Source organism: Acinetobacter sp. CAU_H_78 (genome assembly GCF_058599365.1).
On sequence record NZ_CM178652.1, the window covers coordinates 1,318,944 to 1,339,895 of the forward strand.

24 protein-coding genes are annotated in these 20,952 nt (G+C 42.7%); 11 read left to right on the top strand and 13 right to left on the bottom strand.

What is annotated here, in order from left to right; genetic code table 11:
- Positions 1–7: 7 nt before the first annotated feature.
- The 8 genes from cydB to AC4MCD_RS06500 all read right to left on the bottom strand — a co-directional run bounded on the left by cydB (position 8) and on the right by AC4MCD_RS06500 (position 7,581).
- Positions 8–1,153 (bottom strand): cytochrome d ubiquinol oxidase subunit II, encoded by a 1,146-nt coding sequence (gene cydB / locus AC4MCD_RS06465; protein WP_419364782.1) that lies wholly within the window; start codon positions 1,151–1,153, stop codon positions 8–10.
- On the bottom strand, positions 1,150–2,736 hold the full coding sequence (locus tag AC4MCD_RS06470) for a cytochrome ubiquinol oxidase subunit I (RefSeq protein ID WP_491876758.1): 1,587 nt from the start codon (positions 2,734–2,736) through the stop codon (positions 1,150–1,152). The genes cydB and AC4MCD_RS06470 overlap by 4 nt, the downstream gene beginning before the upstream one ends.
- On the bottom strand, positions 2,736–2,927 hold the full coding sequence (gene cydP / locus AC4MCD_RS06475) for a cytochrome oxidase putative small subunit CydP (protein ID WP_419364778.1): 192 nt from the start codon (positions 2,925–2,927) through the stop codon (positions 2,736–2,738). Before cydP ends, AC4MCD_RS06470 begins: the two co-directional genes overlap by 1 nt.
- 447 nt (positions 2,928–3,374) lie before the next feature.
- Positions 3,375–4,454 carry a porin gene (locus tag AC4MCD_RS06480; RefSeq protein WP_491876759.1) on the bottom strand — a complete coding sequence of 360 codons (1,080 nt, stop codon included), beginning with the start codon at positions 4,452–4,454 and terminating at the stop codon, positions 3,375–3,377.
- A gap of 303 nt (positions 4,455–4,757) precedes the next feature.
- Positions 4,758–5,171, bottom strand: a complete 414-nt coding sequence (locus AC4MCD_RS06485; protein ID WP_419364774.1) for an HIT family protein — start codon at positions 5,169–5,171, stop codon at positions 4,758–4,760.
- A gap of 31 nt (positions 5,172–5,202) precedes the next feature.
- Positions 5,203–5,469, bottom strand: a complete 267-nt coding sequence (locus AC4MCD_RS06490) for a YARHG domain-containing protein (RefSeq protein WP_419364772.1) — start codon at positions 5,467–5,469, stop codon at positions 5,203–5,205.
- Positions 5,470–5,555: 86 nt separating this feature from the next.
- Positions 5,556–6,428 carry an NAD(P)-dependent oxidoreductase gene (locus AC4MCD_RS06495; RefSeq protein WP_419364771.1) on the bottom strand — a complete coding sequence of 291 codons (873 nt, stop codon included), beginning with the start codon at positions 6,426–6,428 and terminating at the stop codon, positions 5,556–5,558.
- 55 nt (positions 6,429–6,483) lie between these two features.
- Positions 6,484–7,581, bottom strand: a complete 1,098-nt coding sequence (locus AC4MCD_RS06500) for an alpha/beta fold hydrolase (protein WP_034171075.1) — start codon at positions 7,579–7,581, stop codon at positions 6,484–6,486.
- Between the two features lie 142 nt (positions 7,582–7,723).
- Here AC4MCD_RS06500 and AC4MCD_RS06505 point away from each other — a divergent pair, with 142 nt between their 5' ends.
- From AC4MCD_RS06505 to trpB, 9 genes are all read left to right on the top strand, one after another.
- Entirely contained in the window at positions 7,724–8,911 is a 1,188-nt protein-coding gene (locus tag AC4MCD_RS06505) for an O-succinylhomoserine sulfhydrylase (RefSeq protein ID WP_180012395.1), read from the top strand.
- A gap of 28 nt (positions 8,912–8,939) precedes the next feature.
- Positions 8,940–9,269: a YbaB/EbfC family nucleoid-associated protein gene (locus AC4MCD_RS06510; protein WP_004783723.1), complete on the top strand. Its 330-nt coding sequence runs from the start codon at positions 8,940–8,942 to the stop codon at positions 9,267–9,269.
- A gap of 13 nt (positions 9,270–9,282) precedes the next feature.
- Positions 9,283–9,879, top strand: coding sequence for a recombination mediator RecR (gene recR / locus AC4MCD_RS06515; protein ID WP_125279141.1), 597 nt, complete (start codon positions 9,283–9,285; stop codon positions 9,877–9,879).
- Between the two features lie 190 nt (positions 9,880–10,069).
- Entirely contained in the window at positions 10,070–11,212 is a 1,143-nt protein-coding gene (locus AC4MCD_RS06520; RefSeq protein WP_491876760.1) for a ribonuclease D, read from the top strand.
- Positions 11,213–11,341: 129 nt separating this feature from the next.
- A complete protein-coding gene (locus AC4MCD_RS06525; protein WP_004783715.1) occupies positions 11,342–11,647 on the top strand; it encodes a YcgL domain-containing protein in 306 nt (101 codons plus the stop codon).
- Positions 11,648–11,668: 21 nt separating this feature from the next.
- Positions 11,669–12,052 carry a hypothetical protein gene (locus AC4MCD_RS06530; protein ID WP_180003755.1) on the top strand — a complete coding sequence of 128 codons (384 nt, stop codon included), beginning with the start codon at positions 11,669–11,671 and terminating at the stop codon, positions 12,050–12,052.
- 21 nt (positions 12,053–12,073) lie between these two features.
- A complete protein-coding gene (locus AC4MCD_RS06535) occupies positions 12,074–12,925 on the top strand; it encodes an AAA family ATPase (protein WP_180179955.1) in 852 nt (283 codons plus the stop codon).
- A 13-nt stretch (positions 12,926–12,938) separates the two neighbouring features.
- Positions 12,939–14,126: a vWA domain-containing protein gene (locus AC4MCD_RS06540; RefSeq protein WP_180003757.1), complete on the top strand. Its 1,188-nt coding sequence runs from the start codon at positions 12,939–12,941 to the stop codon at positions 14,124–14,126.
- Between the two features lie 107 nt (positions 14,127–14,233).
- Complete coding sequence (gene trpB, locus AC4MCD_RS06545) at positions 14,234–15,439, top strand: tryptophan synthase subunit beta (RefSeq protein WP_312536754.1); 1,206 nt, start codon at positions 14,234–14,236, stop codon at positions 15,437–15,439.
- A 144-nt stretch (positions 15,440–15,583) separates the two neighbouring features.
- Here the strand turns inward: trpB and AC4MCD_RS06550 are convergent, their stop codons facing one another.
- The 3 genes from AC4MCD_RS06550 to AC4MCD_RS06560 form a co-directional block, all read right to left on the bottom strand.
- Positions 15,584–16,015, bottom strand: coding sequence for a CBS domain-containing protein (locus AC4MCD_RS06550; protein ID WP_419364764.1), 432 nt, complete (start codon positions 16,013–16,015; stop codon positions 15,584–15,586).
- 100 nt (positions 16,016–16,115) lie between these two features.
- The gene (locus AC4MCD_RS06555; RefSeq protein ID WP_034171083.1) at positions 16,116–16,490 is read right to left on the bottom strand and encodes a DUF2750 domain-containing protein; all 375 of its coding nucleotides are present in this window, start codon (positions 16,488–16,490) and stop codon (positions 16,116–16,118) included.
- A gap of 156 nt (positions 16,491–16,646) precedes the next feature.
- Positions 16,647–16,880: an SEL1-like repeat protein gene (locus tag AC4MCD_RS06560; RefSeq protein ID WP_034171084.1), complete on the bottom strand. Its 234-nt coding sequence runs from the start codon at positions 16,878–16,880 to the stop codon at positions 16,647–16,649.
- A gap of 220 nt (positions 16,881–17,100) precedes the next feature.
- Here AC4MCD_RS06560 and AC4MCD_RS06565 point away from each other — a divergent pair, with 220 nt between their 5' ends.
- Positions 17,101–17,463, top strand: a complete 363-nt coding sequence (locus AC4MCD_RS06565) for a hypothetical protein (RefSeq protein ID WP_081402667.1) — start codon at positions 17,101–17,103, stop codon at positions 17,461–17,463.
- A gap of 104 nt (positions 17,464–17,567) precedes the next feature.
- On the top strand, positions 17,568–17,891 hold the full coding sequence (locus AC4MCD_RS06570) for a hypothetical protein (protein ID WP_491876761.1): 324 nt from the start codon (positions 17,568–17,570) through the stop codon (positions 17,889–17,891).
- Here the strand turns inward: AC4MCD_RS06570 and AC4MCD_RS06575 are convergent.
- Positions 17,815–19,392 (bottom strand): insulinase family protein, encoded by a 1,578-nt coding sequence (locus tag AC4MCD_RS06575; RefSeq protein ID WP_491876762.1) that lies wholly within the window; start codon positions 19,390–19,392, stop codon positions 17,815–17,817. The two genes, AC4MCD_RS06570 and AC4MCD_RS06575, sit on opposite strands and share 77 nt — an antisense overlap.
- Before the next feature lie 11 nt (positions 19,393–19,403).
- Positions 19,404–20,798 (bottom strand): M16 family metallopeptidase, encoded by a 1,395-nt coding sequence (locus AC4MCD_RS06580; RefSeq protein ID WP_419364758.1) that lies wholly within the window; start codon positions 20,796–20,798, stop codon positions 19,404–19,406.
- Positions 20,799–20,952 lie beyond the last annotated feature (154 nt).

The following is a 20,952-nucleotide window of genomic DNA, read 5'->3' on the forward strand; positions in this document are numbered from 1 at the left end:
CACAGCCTTAGTACAGGCTGTGTGAATTCTCTTGAATATGTTTTTTGGTAATCACGCCCCACATCTTGTAGTAACACCAAGTGGTGTAGCACAGGATCAGTGGAACGAAGATGCATGCAGCCACAGTCATCACAGTTAAGGTATTTTGGCTGGATACCGCATCCCACATGGTTAAGCTTGCAACTGGATTAATGCTAGAAGGCATCAGGAATGGGAACAGGGCAAAACCGGCAGTTAAAATCGCACCGATCACCGCTAAAGATGAACCCAGGAAGCTCAAGCCAGCTTTATTTTTACCTGCTGCCAGTACAATGATCAAGCCACCCAAAATGCCGGCAATAGGCGCTGCCATCGTGATTGGATAAGTCGAGTAGTTATTCATCCAGCCTGGGTTGGCATTGGTCAATACTTCTTTTGCCAGCGGGTTGGCAACACCATTGGTATCAAAAGGTGTAACCAGGGTATAGCCCTGAATACCACCAAAGTACAGCCAAGCGCCTGCAGCCAGGAAGGTAACCAGATAAACCAGACCCATGATTTGTGTTGCTTTGGCAGAACGTTGGCGTAGGTCACCATCTGTACGCAGCATTAACCATGCACCACCATGTGCACATAGCATCGATAAACTGACCAGACCGCATACAATCGCAAACGGATTGAGCAGGGCAAAGAAGCTGCCAGTATAAGTAGAACGTACAGTTTCATCTAAAGTAAATGGTACACCGAGGAACATGTTGCCGAATGCTACACCGAAGACCAATGCAGGCACTGCACCACCAATGGCTAGCCCCCAATCCCATGAATTACGCCATTTGGTATTTTCCAGTTTTGAGCGATAGTCAAAACCGACTGGACGCAGGAACAGGGCAAACAGGACCAGCAACAGTGCCCAGTACATGCCAGAGAAGGCTGTTGCATAGACCATTGGCCAGGCAGCGAATAACGCACCGCCGGCAGTAATAAACCAGACCTGATTACCGTCCCAGTGCGGCGCAATGGTATTGATCGCTGCACGGCGCTCGCTATCATTTTTGCCCACAAATGGCATGATTGCCATAGAGCCCATATCGAAGCCATCGGTGAGGGCAAAGCCAATCAGCAATACGCCGACCAGCACCCACCAAATGATTTTTAATAATTCATATTCGATCATACGTGAGTCTCCCCATTTGCCTTTTCTGCAGCTGCAAGCTTTTCAAAATGATATTTACCGGTATGCAGTGAGCTTGGGCCAAGACGTGAGAACTTGATCATCAGATACATCTCAATAATCAGTAACACGGTATAGAACGCTGCCAATGCAAGGATTGAACCCCAGACATCACCTGTGCTTAAGCTTGATGCTGAAAGATGCGTCGGTAATACCTCACCAATGGTCCAAGGTTGACGACCTACTTCTGCTACATACCAGCCGGTTTGTGCCGCAATCCATGGAAGCGGCAGTGCAAATAATGCAAATTTTAATAACCAAGGTTTGTTTTCTGCATTGCGTTTAGCCACTGCAAAAGTCGCAAGAATAAATAGAACCAGCATCAGGAAGCCTGAAGCGACCATGGCACGGAATGCCCAGAACAGGCTTGGTACATGTGGAATAGTATCTTTAGCTGCTGCTTTAATTTGCTCATCAGAGGCATCAACAACATTTGGCGTGTATTTTTTCAGAAGCAGACCGTAGCCTAAGTCTTTTTGACTTTCTTCAAAAGCGGTTTTCAGTTCTGGAGACTGATCACCAGCACGTAATTTTTCCAGTTGTGAATAGGCCACCATACCATTACGGATACGCGCTTCATGCTGAACCAGCAGGTCCTTAATACCTGTGACTTGTTCAGTCGTAGAGCGTGTAGCGATCAGACCCATCACATAAGGAATTTTTACTGCATAATCTGTAGTCATGGTTTCCTTATTCGGAATACCGAACAAAGTAAATGGCGCAGGTGCAGGATGAGTATCCCATTCTGCTTCAATTGCTGCCAGTTTGGTTTTTTGTACATCGCCCAGCTCATAACCTGATTCATCACCCAGCAGGATCACTGAAAGAGTAGATGCTAAACCGAAAATGGCAGCAATCGCAAATGAACGGCGTGCAAATGGCAGGTCACGTTTTTTCAGCATGTAGTAACTTGAAATTGCCAGTACGAAGATGGCACCAGTTACATAACCTGCAGAAACAGTATGTACGAATTTAACCTGTGCAACCGGGTTAAAGATCAGTGCTGCAAAGTCCACCATTTCCATACGCATGGTTTCATAGTTGAATGCTGAACCAACCGGGTTTTGCATCCAGCCATTGGCAACCAGAATCCACAGTGCAGACATGTTAGATCCCAGTGCAACTAACCAGGTCACGCCCAGATGCTGTACTTTGGATAAACGGTCCCAACCGAAGAAGAATAAACCAATGAAAGTAGATTCAAGGAAGAAGGCCATCAAACCTTCAATAGCCAATGGTGCACCGAAAATATCACCCACATAATGCGAATAATATGCCCAGTTGGTTCCGAACTGGAACTCCATGGTCAAGCCTGTGGTTACCCCTAAGGCAAAGTTAATCCCGAACAGTTTTCCCCAAAACTTAGTCATGTCCTTGTAAATTTCTTTGCCGGAAATTACATAGGTGGTTTCCATAATGGCAAGCAGAAATGCCAGGCCTAAGGTCAGTGGAACAAAAATAAAGTGATACATCGCGGTCATAGCGAACTGGAACCGCGAAAGATCGACCACGCTTTCAGAAATCATCAACGTGTCTCCTTGATTTGGGAAGGATTGCCGGCGATACGCTCGGCGACTTGAGTGTCAAAATCTTTTGGAATAGTAGGCGCATCAAACCAAATATTTTTAATTATCAGAAGTAGAATAATCTTGATAATTAAAATCGCAGTAATCTCTCTTACTGTTTTTTGGTTTAAATTTTTAGAAACTAAGCTCATGTGAACAAGCCTATTATGTGGTTTGTTATATATTATTAATCGATTGTAACTAAAAAATAAATAGACGATACAATTTAAATAAATATATATTTATAAGCATTTGAAAATAATAAATATATATTTATATGAGTTAAAATTTATTCTAATTAGTTTTTGTTATTTTATGTAATTTTATTGGTTTTTTAATTTGATTAAAATGCTTGGTTTTAAAATAATGGGATAAATTAATCAAACTAAATTGGTTGGTTTTATAAGGGTTGAAAGGGAAGTGTTATAGGATGTTATTCAAAGATGTGCCTGATAAGTGATCTTGATCACAGGCTTTCTCATACTGTTTCTTTAAGAAAATGCATCAAAAAAAAGATCCCGTTTAGGGATCTTTTTGTATGTCATGTTTAATAAATAATAGCTACAGAGATGTTCTCTTTAAGCGAATAGGTATTCAGCTTAGAAGTCGTAACGCATACCGACTGAGAGTCCAAGTGCAGTTTCACCAGCAGCATTTACACCTTGAGCTGAACCAGCTTTGTTACTACGTGCCTGTGACCATGGGGTAAGGTTGGCATTATCATCATTTAGCATTGCTGCCAGATTGCCATAGATACGGAACTGCTTATCAAGACGATGTTCTAAACCCAGTGCCAGCAGGGTAGAGTTAGCGTGAGAAGTATCAATGTCACGATGGAAGGCATGGCCACGCAAAGTATTTTTATCAGTCAGTTTATATTCAGCACCGACTCCGTAAACATTGGCATCTGCATTGGTACCGTTGCCATCATCAAGAGTAGTAAACTGATAAAGTGCACCCACATTTAATTCTGGAGTCAGTTTATAGGCAGCCGCTAAACGTACACCATCACGTTCTCCTCGGCTGACATCTTCAGCATAATGCTCATAAGCAGCTGCTACATCCCAGTTGCCTGCTTTGTAGTTTAGGCCCAGATCATATGCTTGAGACTTTTCATTGGGCTCTTCGGTTGTATCATTGTTGATCATAGTGCCGTCATGTAAAGACAAAGCTGCTGTTGCGGTGAAACCATCACCAAATTTAGGTGATTTATATTCAATCGTATTCGGGTTACGTTCATCAAAACGATGGTTATAGGCGCGAGTGATGTTACGTAAGTCGCCAACCTGATCACCAAAGAAGTTTGCAGGGCCACGAGCTGCTTTAAATGGGCTGTCAAAACGACCGACTTTCACCTGACCGAAGTCACCTTTAAGTCCTACAAAAGTATCACGTGTTGAGAAGTTGATAGAATCTTCTGTGTCGTCAGAGCCACTTGAAAAGTTGATTTGCTGTTCGATTTGAGCAAAAGCCGTCATGCCATTTTCTAGTTCTTTTTCAGCTTTAAAGCCTAAGCGTGACGAGTTCGATGATAAAGCCACCTCATTGTAGTCTTTACCATCATCCAGATAATCTAAAGAAACGTGTGCACGACCATAAATTTTAACGTCAGCAGCAGCTGCCATGACTGGTGTTAAAATTGTTGCCCCAATTGCTAATGCAGATAACGTTTTTTTCATGTGTTGCTCCAATAAAGACTTTTTTATTCATCGTCTTAAAACAAGTTTCAGTCATGTCTTGAAACATGTACCGCTCTATTGGTGCCCAGTATCGATTACAAATAAGACAGTAAGATTAAGGAAATATTTCAAATCTGTTAAATGTTATATCTTGTAAGTTTTGTAATATTATTTACTCGATTTGTTTGTGTATTAAAAAGACGATTCGGGTGCTTGGGTCTTAACGAAGGTGCTTTTTTACAGTTTGAGAAGCAAAGTAGAATAAAAAATGGAGCCGAAGCCCCATTTTTTGTTCAGTTAAACTTAAAGTGCGGCTTTGATTTTTTCAGCCAGTGCTTTAATTTTTTCCTGATCACCCATTTGTGCCGCATGTTTGCCAAGGTTGTGCAAAGAGGTAGGTACCAGATGGAAATGAACATGCGGAACAGTCTGACCCGCCGCAGCGCCAGAGAGCTGCATGAGTACAATGCCATCTACACCTAAACCTTTTTCAATCGCTTTGGCAATTTTTTGCACCACCTGAATGGTATAGGCTGCAACTTCAGGATCCAGGTCAAGCAAGGTAATTGCTGGAGTTTTAGGAATGACCAGAGTATGACCATCGGCCTGTGGCATGATGTCCATAAATGCAAGAACTCGGTCATCTTCATACACTTTAATTGCTGGAAGTTCACCACGCAGAATTCGTGCAAAAATATTTTGGTCATCGTAAGTCATAAGTGCATTCCTTGAGCAGAATTGAATTGTATTATTTACAGTTCAATTCTTTCTGACGTTCTTTGATCGCGTCAAGACGTTGCTGCTCTTTTTCTGAAAATTTTGGCTTGGTTGTGTAGCAATTGTCATTAAACTTTGCTTTTGCTTCAGGGTCTTTAAAACAGAAACCTTTAGACGCATAAATCACATCATGATCATTTTTTAATTTTTTGCACTCTTGTTCAGATGCAAGAACCGATGTTGAAGCCCCGAACAAAGTTGCAAAGCCAATCAATGCTGCAACAGAAAATTTCTTCATGAGAGTTTCCTCTGGGTTATCCACTATATGTGCCTGCCTAATAGTCACAATATGAGGTTTCGTTATCATTATTCAATGGCGAGATATTACTCGATGGTAATATTACTCCATGATTCATACATTTTTACAGCACTGGAAAAGTCACTATTTTTATCCGACAGATTGCTAGCAGCTTGCACCAGACTTTGACCTAAAGCGAGAAGTGGTACTGCCAGTTTGGCATCGCGCGCAAGATCAAGTGCAATGCCTGTATCTTTGGCTAAAAGAGGCAGGGCAAAGGTAACAGGGAAGCTACGGTTCAAAACACGCTGTGGTAAAACGGTTTCAGTCACATTGCTTTTACCGCTTGATGCATTGATACAATCCAGCGCTTCATTCAGGTCAACGCCGTGCGCTTTCAGCGTGGTAAAGCCTTCTGCTGCTGCACACAGGTTTACAGCCAGTAACATATTATTTACCGCTTTTACCGCAAAGCCGGCACCTGATGTCCCCACATGCTTGATCAATTTGCCAAACGCCTGCATCGCTGGCAGGGTTTTTTCAAAGCCTTCCGCATTACCGCCGACCATCACAGTCAATGTGCCATTTTCCGCACCAATGGTCTGGCCACTCACAGGCGCATCCAGGAAAATCACACCCTGTTCAGCCAGTGCTTCTTCTAAGCGTCGGGCAGCGTCAGGAACACCGCTGGTACAGTCTACCCAGATACTGCCAGCTTTAAGGCTGAGGCCTTGGACTAATGCTTCAACATCGGCACTGGTCGGCAGGCAGGAAAAAATAATATCTGCCTGAACTGCCTGTTCTAAAGCGACAGCTTGGGTGCCATATTCAGCAGCATGTTCTTCAGCCTTGGCAAAAGTACGGTTCCAGACATAAACTGTCTCAAAATGCTTGGGTAAATGCGCTGCCATGCGATAACCCATTGCGCCTAAACCAATAAATGCCACTGACTGAATCATGTCATACCCTCTGAATAAAATAATAAATACCTGAAAATTGCCGGCTCTTCCGGAATTAAGCATCTATCCGGGTTGAGCGTTGTGCCAGCCAGGTGGTCAGTTTCGGCCAGAATGTATTGGCTGTTTTCTGATTGGACATCAGTCCAAGATGACCACCCGGGATAAGAGTAAACGTCTTATCGGTACTACTTGTCAATTCCATCAAAGGTTTAGCTGACTGTTCCGTAACAATCTGATCGGTTTTCCCAGCCCCGACCAGTAAGGAACAGTTAATATTTTTTAGGTCAATCGTTCGGCCGTTTAAAGTCATTGAGCCATTTTTTAAAGGATTTTGCAGCCATAAGTGCAGCACCATGTCCTGATTGATTCCACCCGGATAATCAATCATCTTGTTCAAAAAATTGCCCATGGTGGCATGTTCATAGACATCTTCAACATTTTCCAGGTTCATCAAAAACTGCTTCTGGCTTTTAAACCAGCCAATCGGATCAAGGAGCTTAAATCCCAATGCATTGATGATGCCGGGCGAATGAATATATTCCTTAGGAATCAATCCTTGGTGAATCGCCTGTTGCAGGGTTTTATTTTTGGAAATGAGCTTGTTGGTGGTGCTAAAAAGCTTGCCAACGCGACCGGATGCATAACTGTCAATCGGGCTACCCAGTACAATCAGGTTTTTAACATGTTCAGGGGAATGTAGCGCAGTATAAAGCGTGACAAAAATTCCGGCCATACTCCAGCCATGCAGGGAAATAAACTGACTACCTGAATGCGAGCAGATCCGTTCAATCGCCTGAGGTATTGCGCCGTCGATAAAAGACAGGAAATTCAAGTGACGGTGTTTATAACGGAAACGTTTCCATTCCACTAAATAGACATCAAAACCGCTATGCTGAAAATGCTTGACCAGTGAACGGTAAGGATACAGATCATAAATATCCATATTGATCGCAAGAGGGGCAACAAAGACTAACGGCTCACGGTACTTTTTTTCAGGCGCTGCATAATAGCGAATTTTGCAGAATTCAGTCGCAGCAATATATTCAAAGGGCGTTTTTTGCGAAAGAATCAGGGACGACGAGTTAAATAACCGTGCATTCAGGTGTTTTAATTTTTTCTTCTGGCGTTGAATATTTTGTTTTAACTGAATCATGTAAATAATTTATCCGTATACAAAGGAGAATTGGTCGAAGTCTAAGCAATAATTGCTTATTATGCCTTGACCTGAAATAGCTTAGACGCTCAAAATGTTGGCAATTTTTTACAAAAGGCAGCCTTTGGGCTGAAGTAAAGTGATGAGCCAGCAAGACGATTTTAACTATCAATTAGAAACTTTAGCCATCCGTACCGGTCACACCCGTAGCTTTGAGGGTGAGCATGGTGAACCGATTTTTCTAACATCGTCATTTGTTTATGAAAATGCGGCTGAAGCTGCAGCAAAATTTTCAGGCCAGGAGCCGGGTAATATTTACTCTCGCTTTACCAATCCAACCGTTGCCATGTTTGAAAAGCGTCTGGCTGCCTTAGAAGGCGCAGAACGCGCTGTTGCAACCAGCTCTGGTATGGCTGCGATTATGGCTGTGGCGATGGCTTACCTGAAAGCAGGCGATCATGTCATTTGTTCACGCGCCGTATTTGGTTCAACAGTTTCTTTATTTGAAAAATACGTAGCTAAATTCGGTGTCGCAGTTGAGTTTGTCGATCTGACGGATCTGGATGCATGGAAAAATGCTATCAAGCCAGAAACCAAATTACTCTTTGTTGAATCTCCGTCAAACCCATTGGCTGAAGTGGCAGATATCCAGGCTTTGGCAGATATTGCACATGCCAATGATGCATTGCTCGCGATTGACAACAGCTTCTGTACACCAGTGTTACAACAACCACTCAAATTTGGTGCAGACTTAGTCGTATATTCTGCGACTAAATATCTGGATGGCCAAGGCCGTGCACTCGGTGGCGCTGTAGCAGGTAACCATAAACTGCTTGAAGAAATCTTCGGTTATGTACGTACCACTGGTCCTTCTATGAGCCCGTTCAATGCTTGGGTATTCCTGAAAGGTCTGGAAACTTTACGTTTACGTATGCGTGAACATTCTGCCAATGCACAAAAACTGGCAGAGTTCTTAAATGCACATCCGAAAGTAGAAAAAGTTTACTATGCAGGTTTGCCTGAACATGTTGGTCATGAACTGGCTGCAAAACAACAAACCGGTTTCGGTGGTATCGTATCTTTCGAAGTGAAAGGCGGCCGTGAAGGTGCCTGGAAAGTAATCGACAATACCCAGTTCATTTCAATCACTGGTAACCTGGGTGATGTGAAATCAACGATTACTCATCCAGCAACAACCACGCATGGTAAATTGTCCCCAGAAGCCAAAGCAGCAGCGGGTATTCGTGAAGGTTTAATTCGCGTTTCTGTTGGTTTGGAAGAGATTGATGATATTATTCGCGACATTACACGCGGTTTAGATCTAATCTAATTTTATAAATATATGTTCGGAGATCTTTATGAACATTAATATGTTGATGCAGCAAGCACAGCGCATGCAAAAAGAAGTCGAAAACAACATGAAAAAAGCCAAAGAAGAGCTTGCGCAAACTGAAGTGCATGCTGAGGCTGGTGGCGGTCTGGTGAAAGTCACCATGACTTGCCGCAATGTGGTGAAACGTATCGAGATCAATCCTGAACTGTTACAGGACGATCCAGATATGATCGAAGATCTGATTGCAGCAGCGATGAATGATGCAGCGCGTCAAGCAGAAGTGATCTCTGAAGAGAAAATGAAATCTGCAAACTCAGGTATGGGCTTACCACCTGGTCTGGCTGGTTTATTCTAAGGAAGTATGCGCAATGTTTAGTGATCGTTTTGATCAACTGGTTCAAGCATTACGCATTTTGCCAAGCGTTGGGCCGAAATCGGCCCAGCGTATGGCTTTGCATTTAATCATGAAAAATCGTGAAGGGGCGATCGGTCTGGCACATGCCTTAACTGAAGCAACCGATCACATTCATGAATGCTCGATCTGCCATTCATTGACGGAAGATGAAGTCTGTAATATCTGTACCTCACTTGAGCGTGATGATGAACTGCTTTGTGTCGTGGAATCACCGGCAGATGTCATGGCAATTGAGCAAAGCGGCAGTTTCCGCGGTAAATATCATGTTCTGGGTGGTCATCTGTCACCTCTAGATGGAATCGGGCCTGAAGAAATCGGTATTCCCTATTTACTGCAACGCTTAAGTCAGGGACAGATCAAGGAAGTGATTCTGGCTACCAATGCGACTGTCGAAGGACAGGCAACCGCGCATTATCTGGTTGAAGCCAGTAAACATTTACCGGTGCAAATGACGCGTATCGCTCAAGGGGTGCCTCAAGGCGGAGAACTGGAGTATGTCGATAGTCATACATTGAGTCAGGCAGTGCATAACCGGATGCGAATTAAGTGAAATATTAATTATATTCTCTTAATATATAATATAAAAAATATATTAGTAAAAATATAAAATGTTTACTAGATAAGCTATATTCGAAAAATATGGAACAAAAAGTGTGATTTGGTTTTCATATTTTTATATAAAAATTCTATATATCGGGTAATATAGCTTCATCGAGCATCTAATTTTAGACTCAGTCTTTATGTTTCAATTTATTCAACATCAGCACGACTTAAACCATGTCCTGAACCTTATGGATCAAAATCCGGTCTATGGCCTGGATACAGAATTCATTAAGGTAGACACCTTGTGGCCAAAACTTGGTGTTTTTCAAATCAATGTCAATAACAATGTCTATTTGCTGGATGGAACAACACTGGATCTGAGTGAATTTCTGAACAAGATTTTTAATGCTCAACAGAATATTTTCCATGCCTGCAGTGAAGACATTGACCTGATTTACCATTACACCCAGAAAAAAGCCCTGAGCAATGTCTTTGATACACAGGTCGGTATGTCTTTCCTCGGACATGGTTTGCAGGTCAGCTATCAGAATGCTTTGAAACAGATGCTGGATGTCGATATTGAAAAAGATCAGACCCGCTCTAACTGGCTGGCACGTCCTTTAAGCTCTGAGCAGTTACTGTATGCAGCCAATGATGTGCATTATCTGGTGCAACTGTCGGATAAGGTCAAACAGGATCTGGTAAGCAAATATCTGCTCGATTTCGCTCTTGAGGATTGCCGTTTTCTGACCCATGAAATTGGTGAAGAAACACCGACTGCCTTACTTTATCAGGATGTCGGTAATTATCGTCATTCACGCCGTCAATTAATGCAGTTGCAACAACTGGCTGTATGGCGTGAGCAGATTGCCAAGGCGTTGAATCAGCCACGCAGCTTCATTCTGAAAAACTCGACCATGATTGATCTGGTAGAGAAATTCCCGCGCAATAATTTCCAGCTCAGTCAGATAAAAGACATCCGGGCCAATATTGTCCGCGAACATGGCAAGACCATTTTGGATCTGTTGAAATTCCTGCCTGATCAAGCCGAATGGCCGCTGCGTCTGGCACGTCCAATCCGCCATTCATCCAGAGAGATTGGCGAGAAGGTCGAAACAATGATCCAGAATATATCCAATGAAATCTCTGTACCGAAAGAAGTGCTGATGCGAAAGAAATGGCTGAATGCCTTATATCAGCATGTAGTATGTCATAAGGATGAACAGGATCTGCCAAACTACTTGCTCGGCTGGCGCTATGAGTTATTAACTCTGCCACTAATTAAGGTATTGCATCAGGATGAGTCTTATCTGTCGACCCAGATGAAAGTGGTTGAGTGATTTTTACTGGATTGATTAAAGATAAAGCAATTATACAAAATCACGACTGATGCATTTGAAGCGGCTAATGTTTCTGTCGTTTTTTTGATGTATCCTTGCGATTGTTTTTTCAGAAAAGTCGTTTGAAATATGCAAGTGTCTATCTACAAATCTAGCAAAAAAGATGAAATGTATCTTTATGTGGCGCGTCCTGCAGATGAGAACGAAGCCGAAACATTTGAACCACTAGAGGTATTGGCTGAACCGGTACGTGTGGCGTTTGGTCGTGCGACTTTTGTTATGCATCTTGAATTGAGTGAATCGCGTAAACTGGCACGTGCTAATGTTTTACATGTGATGGATTCAATTTCTACCCGTGGTTTCTTCCTGCAAATGCCACCAGAAGGTTTGATTAACCCGAATGCACCAGCGCCAGAAGGTCTTCGTGGGGCTTAAGCTCAGTTCAGGAGTTGTGAAATGAATGGTTTTGTAGCTGTATTGGACTCAATTCCTGACCAGAGTATTGCGTTTGCAGTGTATCTGCTGGGCAGTCTGATTGCGTTAGCTTGCTGGTATGGCGTGACCAAGCGCATGCCAAAGGCAATGGGCGGTTTTTTATGGCTATTGGCCTTTGCCGTGCTGTTGACCCCAACCGTTTCTGAAGGCAGTAATGCTTCAGTTGCACCTGCTATTTTCGGGCTGCTGTTTGGGATTCTGACCAAGGAATATGAACTCGTTTGGATTAATGCGTCACTTATTTTATTTGTCATTGGTATCGGGTCTGTGATTGGCTATTGCTGGTCGACCTATGCATCCAGTAAAACGGGTCTTGGGTCAAACAAGAAAAGTTCACCGCTGTAAATAGAAAAATAAGGTTCAATCATGTCTGCTGATATTCAACAATTCTCAGGTACGGATCAGTACATTGCCACTGACAGTTTAAAACTGGCTGTGAAAGCTGCGCGTAGTTTGCAAAAACCCTTGCTGGTTAAAGGGGAGCCGGGTACAGGTAAAACCTTGTTGGCTGAACAGGTGGCACAAAGCCTCGGACTGAAGCTGATTACCTGGCATATCAAATCAACGACCAAGGCACAGCAGGGCCTGTATGAATATGATGCAGTATCACGCTTGCGTGATAGTCAGTTAGGTGATGATCGCGTTTATGACATCAAGAACTACATCAAGCCGGGTAAACTCTGGGAAGCGTTTACCAGTGAAGAGCGCTGTGTATTGCTGATTGATGAGATCGATAAAGCAGACATCGAGTTTCCAAATGACTTGCTGCACGAACTCGACAAGATGTCTTTCTTCGTTTATGAAACGGGTGAAACCATTACTGCGACCCAGCGTCCGATTGTCATCATCACTTCAAATAACGAGAAAGAACTTCCAGATGCCTTCTTGCGCCGTTGTTTCTTCCACTATATCGAGTTTCCGGATGAAGCGACCATGCGTGAAATTATCGATGTGCATTTTGAGAATATTTCAACAACGCTGGTGAATGAAGCTCTGCAAATCTTCTTCAAATTACGCCAGATTCCAGGCTTGAAAAAACCACCTTCAACTTCTGAACTGATCGACTGGTTAAGTCTGTTGATGGCAGATGATATGCCGGAAGACATTTTAAGAAATACTGATAAGTCCAAAGCGATCCCGCCTTTGTACGGTGCGCTGATCAAAAATGAGCAGGATGTACAACTGCTTGAACGTCTAGCCTTTATGTCGCGTCGCTAAGGGAGAAACACGCATGTTTGTGCGATTGTTTTATACCCTTAGAAAATATGGCGTACCGGTTTCCACCCGTGAGTTGATTGATCTGAATCAGGCGGTAGCGGCAGGCGTGGTTTTTGCCGATCAGGACGAGTTTTATCAGCTTGCTAAAACTGTGATGGTCAAAGACGAGCGCTACTTCGACAAGTTCGATCGCGCCATGAAAGATTACTTTGATGGTATCGCGACTTTTGATTTGGATGAACTGCTGAATCAGGTGCATAAATTGCCCAAAGACTGGTTTGATCTAGAACTTTTGGAAAAGCACTTAACTCCTGAACAGCGTGAAGAACTAAAAAAGGCCGGATCGCTGGAAGAACTGATGAAAATGCTGGAAGAGCGCTTGCGTGAACAGCATAAAAAACATCAGGGCGGGAATAAGATGATTGGTACTGGTGGCACATCGCCATTTGGTGCCTATGGTGATCATCCTGAAGGTGTGCGCATTGGTGGGCCGGGGCGTAAACGTTCCGCTGTCAAAGTCTGGGAACAACGTCAATACCGTAATCTGGATGATGATCAGATTCTTGGTAGTCGTCAGATGCAGATGGCACTGCGCCGTTTGCGTAAGTTCGCCCGTCAGGGTGCGGCTGAAGAGCTGGATATTGATAGCACTATTCGTGAAACCGCCAAACAGGGGATTCTGGATGTGCAATTGGTACCGGAGCGACGTAACCGTATTAAAGTTTTAATGCTGTTTGATATTGGCGGATCGATGGATGCGCATATTGCTCAGTGTGAAAAACTGTTTAGCGCCGCCAAAACCGAATTTAAGACTCTGGAATATTTCTATTTCCATAACTGTCTGTACGACTATGTCTGGAAAGATAATGTCCGTCGTTCCAGCTCGCGCATGAATACCTGGGACTTGTTCAATACCTATGGACGGGATTACCGGGTGATTGTAGTGGGTGATGCCAGCATGGCTCCCTATGAGTTGAACTCCGTCGGTGGTTCGGTCGAATATATGAATGATGAGGCAGGACAGGTCTGGTTACAGCGTCTGCGTCAGCATTTTGATAAAACCGCCTGGCTTAATCCTGAAGAAGAAAAATACTGGCATTACACGCATACTATTGGCCTGATTAAGCAAATCTTTGAAGATCATATGTTTCCAATGACCTTAAAAGGCATTGAGGATATGACCAAATATCTGGCGCGTTGATTCCATTTATCTATAAGTGACTTTATCTATAGTTATTAGTGCTTTAAAACGAAATATTCTAGTATAAAGTCACTTGTTATACCTTATTCCAATATTCAGGAATTATTATGGCTCATCAAATTAATGGTATTGCGTTGCCGAACGAAGAGGGTTTCTTTGGTCAATATGGCGGTCAGTTCATTCCACCAGATCTAAAACAGGCCATGGATGACATCAATGTTGCCTATCAGGAAATCCGTCAAACTGAAGAATTCCAGAATGAATTAAAAGACCTGTTTGCCAATTATGTCGGCCGTCCTAGTCCTTTGTTTCATGCTAAACGTCTTTCTGACCAGTTAGGTGGAGCACAGATCTATTTAAAACGTGAAGACCTGAATCATACCGGTGCACATAAAATCAATCACTGCCTGGGTGAAGCACTGCTAGCGAAATACATGGGTAAAACCAAAGTCATCGCTGAAACGGGTGCAGGTCAGCATGGTGTGGCATTGGCTACTGCATGTGCTTTGGTGGGTATTCCATGTGAAATTCATATGGGCCAGGTGGATATCGAAAAAGAACATCCAAACGTCGTTAAGATGAAAATCTTGGGTGCTAAGCTGATTTCTGTGACGCGTGGTACTGCGACCCTTAAAGATGCAGTTGACAGTGCTTTTGAAGAATACTTGAAAGATCCGAAAAACTATATCTATGCGATTGGTTCGGTGGTAGGACCGCATCCATTCCCAATGATGGTGCGTGATTTCCAGTCTATTATTGGCGATGAAATCAAGGTTCAAACCAATGAACGCTTCGGTGCAAACCCAGACTATGTTGTGGCATGTGTAGGTGGTGGTTCAAATGCTATGGGTGCATTCACTGCATTTCTAAATGATCAAGAAGTCAAACTGGTGGGAGTAGAACCTGCTGGTCATGGCCTAAATACTGATAAGCATTCCGCAACGCTGACTTTGGGTAAACCAAGCCAGTTGCATGGTATGGCATGCTATGTACTCGAAGATGAGCAGGGTGAACCTTTACCTGTGCATTCGATTGCTTCCGGTCTGGATTATCCAGGCGTAGGACCACAGCACAGCCTGCTTAAAGATCTAGGTCGTGTGGAATACACTACGGCGACAGATCAGGAGTGTCTGGATGCCTTTATGACCCTGTCGCGCGTTGAAGGAATTGTGCCAGCATTAGAAAGTTCACATGCAGTGGCTTGGGCAATTCGTGAAGCGGCTAAGCTGCCTAAAGAGACTAAGATTGTAGTGAATCTTTCAGGTCGTGGTGATAAAGATTCTGATTACGTGGCAGAGAAACTCGGTCTTTAATTTGATTTATAGTCATAATCAAAGAAATCCCAGCTTTAAGACTGGGATTTTTTATATCTGATCTGGTTTTGATATGGCATTGTCATTTATTTGTAATGACATTTGAGTTTAAATCTTAATTTACGTATTGAACTAAGAAAGAATTTAGCCTGAAATATATTGTTGTAATTGATCAATCAGCTTACGTTGATCTTCCATTGCAGCTTTGACCAAGTCACCAATCGAAATCAGGCCAATCAGTTTGTCATTTTCAACTACAGGTAAGTGGCGTAAATGGCGGTCAGTCATTAATGCTAAGCAGTCTTCAACAGAAGTTGCAGAAGTCACGGTTATGACTTTAGGTGTCATAATTTCATTGACCGTGGTATCAAAAGAGGTTCTTTGCATCAATGCGATTTTACGGGTGTAATCACGCTCTGACAAAATGCCGACCACACTATCTTCGTGGGTAACGACCAGCGCCCCAATTCCTTTTTCTGCCATCAGGCTAATTGCTTCTAAAACTGTAGAGTCTGGACGGATGGTATAAACTGCCTGATGTACTTTATCACTGAGCACTTGTGCTACGTTGGTCATTCTATTGAGTCCTTTTTATCTAATTATTATAAGTCCTAGAGTATGTATCCAACCGAACATCTCTAGGTGTCTATTCTATGTCTTTATAAATAACATGTTTTTAGGCAAAGTGCAGTCTTTGTTGTGAAAAAAACAGGTGACGCATCTGTGGAATTGATAATTTCAGTTTAGTGCCATTGCCGCTACATAAAGTAGGTGTCACGGCTAGTCGGGACAGTGTAGGTAATAAGTTGTTTTCGAAATCTTCCGGGTTGATTCTACGTGGTACATAACCTGGCCAATGTTCCTTGGCATAATTTTTGGCATCCAGAGAATTAAGCCAGAATGGAAAAATATAATCTTCCTGATCGCGCATCATCGCCCAACCCTGATGATAGACGCCCCACAAAACGCCGCAATACATCATAGATTTGAGGATGGTGAGCCTCAAAAGAAAGTTTTTACAAATCGGGTCGTATTGAATAATTTTTCGCATTGTCGTTAAAATAAAGTGCTATTAGAGTTCAGCTCTATTCTAGAAAGTTCCAGTGAAATTACTGTTTCAGCTTTGCAAGCAATCGTAATAAATTATGTCTTAATTGCAGTATTTCGAAAAATTGGCATAAAAAAACGTCACCTCGGTGACGTTTCTTCAGGCTTGCATGGTGGCCATGTTCTGCCAGTATTGTGCTTTGAGTGAATCTCGTTCTACACGAAAACCTTGATAATATAGTTCAGCTAAAAAGAGAGCTGCTTTACCGTGACCGGCGCGCGCTGCATCTTCTAATTGTTTTACTGCATCGACAAAGTTCATTTGCGATTGAATGGTATTCACTGCATCTGCATACAGATGTTCCAAATCATGTTGAGAGATATTCTGCATAATATAAAAACTCCTTAATTTTAATTATGATTTTGGATAGACTTTTAAGTCTAAATACAAATATAACTTACTATTATTAAACTAATATTACAGAATAATGGAAAAGTCAACTATATCAGCTTTCCCGTTTACTTAATTTATAGTTTGTACGATCAAACTATACACACATGAAAGTGCGGTTGGTATAGATTTTAACAATAGAACAAAAGAAAAGGAGAACAACATGATGCAAAGAACTCTTGAAGGGCTCAGTTTTGATATGCCCCCAACAGCCAGTCAGATTACAGAATTGGCGCATGTACACCGTAAAAAACTGGATGAGGCAATTTATGACAAATATACCCATCTAGGTGATTACAGTCTGGCTCAACGTAAAGAAGTTTATGATTTTACCCGCGCTCTGGACGAAACCCAGCGTGCAGAATTTTATAGTCACTATAATGATGAATTGGTCCGAATTGCAGATGAAGATCGACTGCATCCACCTGAAGCAGAAGCCGGCTTGAGCAAGTTTGCAATTTTACTGGTCTTAGGTCTGGTGGCTATGGTCATTGCCTGGAGTGTGTACGAATTGTTGAAATCCTAACCGATTTATAGTCATATCGAGATGTGTATTTATACTGGTCATTCAATCTTTGACTTGAACTTCATGGGGCCCAGCCATACACTAGCTGCAACTTGAGGTAGTGTATGGCTATAGATGGCAAAAAATTAAGCGATTTTCTGAATAAAATTAAGCTTGAACAGATTTATAATGCGGTTGTTATTTTTATTGTGGCATTAATTTTATGTCTGGCTACATTTGCCATTTATCGTCCACTGACGACTCCCCAATTTAATTTACTTCAGCAACTTGCAGAGCAGCAGAGCTTACCTCAAACCCAGGATATGGCTCAGACTTTGCTGCAACAGCAACGCATCCATCGCGGTCAATATCTTAAATTGATGCAGGCGTATCAACAGGAATCTCTACGGGCTCGTCAGCTTCCGCCGGTTTCTGTGGATATGCCTTAGGTATTGGAATCGTATTCGGCAGTGGTTTAGAAGGATCTGACAGGTTCTGTTCCAATCGTAATTTTAAAGTTTCTTTATTCAATTCTTGACTCACCACGACCAGTGTTAAACGTTCTGGATGCAGATGTTTGCGCACGGCATTTTGCACATCTGTTGCGGTAATTTTGGCTAGACGTTCTGGATAGCGTGACAGATAGTCGGCTTGCTCTGCATAAAAGCCCATCGTGCCTAACTGGGCATTGATCGTGGCATTGCTGCTGTAATTATTTGGAAATGCTCTTAATATCCCGGCTTTGGTTTCTTCCAGGCGCTTAGTATCAATCGGCTGATTTACAAATTTGATAAAAGCCTGATGTGCGACCTGAATGCTATCCAGTAATTGATCTTGTCTAGTGGAATAACGGAAGCTAAATATACCGGGTGCCTGACTAAAGCTGAATGTACTATAGGCACCATAGGTATAGCCGCGTTTTACCCTTAATTCCTGCATTAATACTGCATTAAAGCCGCTACCCCCAAACATGCGGTTGGCCACTTCCAGAGCAAGCCGATCTTCAGTAAATCGGTTTGGTCCTAAGTGGCCGAAGGTCACATGCGCTTGGGATGAGTTATAAGGCAAATGTACGATATCAAAACCCGATTTTTCTTCAGGTTCAGCTAATGCAACTGCTTTCTGTCCTTGAGGTAAATTGCCTGCAATTCGTTCAGAAAGTTCCAATGCCTGTTTAGGACTGAGTTTGCCGGTAATGGCAATATTCATGTTTTGTGCCACCAGAAACTGGTCGCGGAATTTTTTCAGTAAATCAGCCGTAATTTTTTTGGTACTGCCAATCGTGCCGGTAATCGGTTCGGCATAAGGATGCTGTCCATACAATGCCCGATAAAACCGGATATCCATCAGTTTACTTGGATTTTCCTGAAGCTGTTTTTGTCCTACTTGAGTATTGCTGAGTGCTAACTGAATGCTGGAAGGCTTGAATGTGGCATTTTTGAGAACTTCCATCATCATGGCCAAAGCAGGTTCCATTTTCTTGGGGTCTGATAAAGTTCGAAGGCGAACGACAAACATATCGCGATAAGCCTGTACGCTAAATTGTGCGCCTGTGGCATCAAAGACGGAAGCCACCTGTGCAGCCGTATATTTATCTGTTCCTTCACGCATCAGTTTGGCTGCTGTGCTGGATAAACCAAATAAACCTTTAGCAATTTCCTGATCTCTTGCTGATCCGGCATTAAAGGTCAGTTGAATATCGACCATAGGTAAATCACGGGTTTCAACAAATAAGGTGCGAACTTTGTAACGATTATTTAGGTCATGAATAAAAGGCGCCTGAAATGCCTGCTTTTGATTAATGTTTTTTAAGCTTTGCAGGAGAGGAATAGCTTGTAACTGACTGGGATTATCATTCAGATCAGGTTGGGTATCTAAGTAATTTTCTGCCCAAAGGCTTGAACTGAGGCCTAAGCTGGTTAAAAGGATAAGAGAGCGAACTTTAGACATTGTAATAACCATTATTGAGCTTTCTGTTCAGGCAAAAGGTAGAGCGTACTTAAATTTTCACGGACAAAATAGGCATTAGCAACCCGCTGAATATCCTCTGCACGGACACTGTCATAATGCTGAGGCAGTTCATCCATCAGGCGGTAACTCAATCCGTTTACTTCAAGGTTTCCAATCATTTTGGCCTGTCCGCTCAGACTGTCCTGACTATAAATCAGATTTGAAATAAAGCGTGTGCTGATCCGTGCCAGTTCATGCTCAGAAATAGTTTCAGTTTTTAATAAATCAATTTCTTTCTGGATAGCCGCTTGTGCTTCTGCAAGCTTGATACCTGGAGCCGGAAGTGCAGAAATACCAAACAAACTATCTCCACGGTTATAAGGATCATAGGATACACTCACAGAAGTAAGCACTTTGCGGTCGCGAACCAGACGATCCTGCAGGCGGGAAGAAATTCCGCTATCCAGCAGGCTGCGAATAATGGTTAGGGCATAGGCATCTTGAGGATTCTTGGCGGTAGCTAAAGATTTCACATTCCATGTCATATACAGATTAGGCACCTGGACATTGCTCTCAATTTCCATATGACGATAGCCTAAGCGCTCAAACTCGAGTACGTCATTACGTGAGGGTGTGGGTCGTGCCGGAATATCGCCAAAATATTTCTGTACCTGAACGAGAGCTTCTTGAACGTCAACATCACCGACAATCACTAGAATGGCATTATTCGGGCTATACCAGTCTCGATACCATTTTTTAACATCCCTGAGCTGAACATTATTGAGCGTTTTCATGTGACCAATCACGGGCTGGCGATAGTGGCTGGTGGGGTAACTGATCCATCTAAATCGTTCAAATGCCTGGGCACGCGGATTATCATCAGTACGCTGACGCCGTTCTTCCATCACCACTTTAATTTCCGGATCAAAATCTTGCTGGCGTAACAACAGGTTGTTCATACGGTCAGATTCAAGTTCTAGCGCCATCGGAAAATAGGCTTTGGGATAGAGCTGATAATAGTTCGTGTAATTGGTAAAGGTTGCGGCATTAATACTGCCCCCATAAATCCGGCTCAGGCGGGTAAATTCATCATTGGGAACCTTGCTCGTGCCTTTAAACATCATGTGTTCCAAAGCATGAGAGACGCCGAGAATATTGCCGGACTCATCACTACTGCCGACTTTATACCAGATCTGTGTCATCACCATCGGAGAGCGATGATCTTCCCGGATAATGACTTTTAAGCCATTACCTAAATAGGTTTCGATAGTGGTGCGGGATAATTCACTCTGTGTTGCGGCATGTACGGGGTTAAAACCGAAACTCAGGATGAGTACTGCAACTGGAGAAATCCGCTGTTTGATGATTCTGGATAAGGAGGAGATAGTAAAAAAAGATATGGACACAAAGTCTTCCAATGAATAGATATTTGTATTTAGGATTATTTTTCAGAAATCTTGTATTGAAAGCAACCAAACACTGTTATTTTTTGGTTGTTTATTCATGGATTGGATTGCCCGCTCAAAACACTGCAAGTTATGCTAGAATTCAATTTTTTAA

Bases quoted from the DNA above. Each gene is read 5' to 3' on its own strand.
- recR (WP_125279141.1), top strand. From the start codon at position 9,283: ATGTTTAGTGATCGTTTTGATCAACTGGTTCAAGCATTACGCATTTTG.
- AC4MCD_RS06575 (WP_491876762.1), bottom strand. From the start codon at position 19,392: ATGTCTAAAGTTCGCTCTCTTATCCTTTTAACCAGCTTAGGCCTCAGT.
- AC4MCD_RS06535 (WP_180179955.1), top strand. From the start codon at position 12,074: ATGTCTGCTGATATTCAACAATTCTCAGGTACGGATCAGTACATTGCC.
- cydB (WP_419364782.1), bottom strand. From the start codon at position 1,153: ATGATCGAATATGAATTATTAAAAATCATTTGGTGGGTGCTGGTCGGC.
- AC4MCD_RS06490 (WP_419364772.1), bottom strand. From the start codon at position 5,469: ATGAAGAAATTTTCTGTTGCAGCATTGATTGGCTTTGCAACTTTGTTC.
- AC4MCD_RS06570 (WP_491876761.1), top strand. From the start codon at position 17,568: ATGGCTATAGATGGCAAAAAATTAAGCGATTTTCTGAATAAAATTAAG.
- AC4MCD_RS06530 (WP_180003755.1), top strand. From the start codon at position 11,669: ATGAATGGTTTTGTAGCTGTATTGGACTCAATTCCTGACCAGAGTATT.
- AC4MCD_RS06505 (WP_180012395.1), top strand. From the start codon at position 7,724: ATGAGCCAGCAAGACGATTTTAACTATCAATTAGAAACTTTAGCCATC.
- AC4MCD_RS06495 (WP_419364771.1), bottom strand. From the start codon at position 6,428: ATGATTCAGTCAGTGGCATTTATTGGTTTAGGCGCAATGGGTTATCGC.
- AC4MCD_RS06520 (WP_491876760.1), top strand. From the start codon at position 10,070: ATGTTTCAATTTATTCAACATCAGCACGACTTAAACCATGTCCTGAAC.
- AC4MCD_RS06470 (WP_491876758.1), bottom strand. From the start codon at position 2,736: ATGATTTCTGAAAGCGTGGTCGATCTTTCGCGGTTCCAGTTCGCTATG.
- AC4MCD_RS06555 (WP_034171083.1), bottom strand. From the start codon at position 16,490: ATGCGAAAAATTATTCAATACGACCCGATTTGTAAAAACTTTCTTTTG.
- cydP (WP_419364778.1), bottom strand. From the start codon at position 2,927: ATGAGCTTAGTTTCTAAAAATTTAAACCAAAAAACAGTAAGAGAGATT.
- AC4MCD_RS06480 (WP_491876759.1), bottom strand. From the start codon at position 4,454: ATGAAAAAAACGTTATCTGCATTAGCAATTGGGGCAACAATTTTAACA.
- AC4MCD_RS06565 (WP_081402667.1), top strand. From the start codon at position 17,101: ATGATGCAAAGAACTCTTGAAGGGCTCAGTTTTGATATGCCCCCAACA.
- AC4MCD_RS06485 (WP_419364774.1), bottom strand. From the start codon at position 5,171: ATGACTTACGATGACCAAAATATTTTTGCACGAATTCTGCGTGGTGAA.
- AC4MCD_RS06550 (WP_419364764.1), bottom strand. From the start codon at position 16,015: ATGACCAACGTAGCACAAGTGCTCAGTGATAAAGTACATCAGGCAGTT.
- AC4MCD_RS06500 (WP_034171075.1), bottom strand. From the start codon at position 7,581: ATGATTCAGTTAAAACAAAATATTCAACGCCAGAAGAAAAAATTAAAA.
- AC4MCD_RS06540 (WP_180003757.1), top strand. From the start codon at position 12,939: ATGTTTGTGCGATTGTTTTATACCCTTAGAAAATATGGCGTACCGGTT.
- AC4MCD_RS06510 (WP_004783723.1), top strand. From the start codon at position 8,940: ATGAACATTAATATGTTGATGCAGCAAGCACAGCGCATGCAAAAAGAA.
- trpB (WP_312536754.1), top strand. From the start codon at position 14,234: ATGGCTCATCAAATTAATGGTATTGCGTTGCCGAACGAAGAGGGTTTC.
- AC4MCD_RS06525 (WP_004783715.1), top strand. From the start codon at position 11,342: ATGCAAGTGTCTATCTACAAATCTAGCAAAAAAGATGAAATGTATCTT.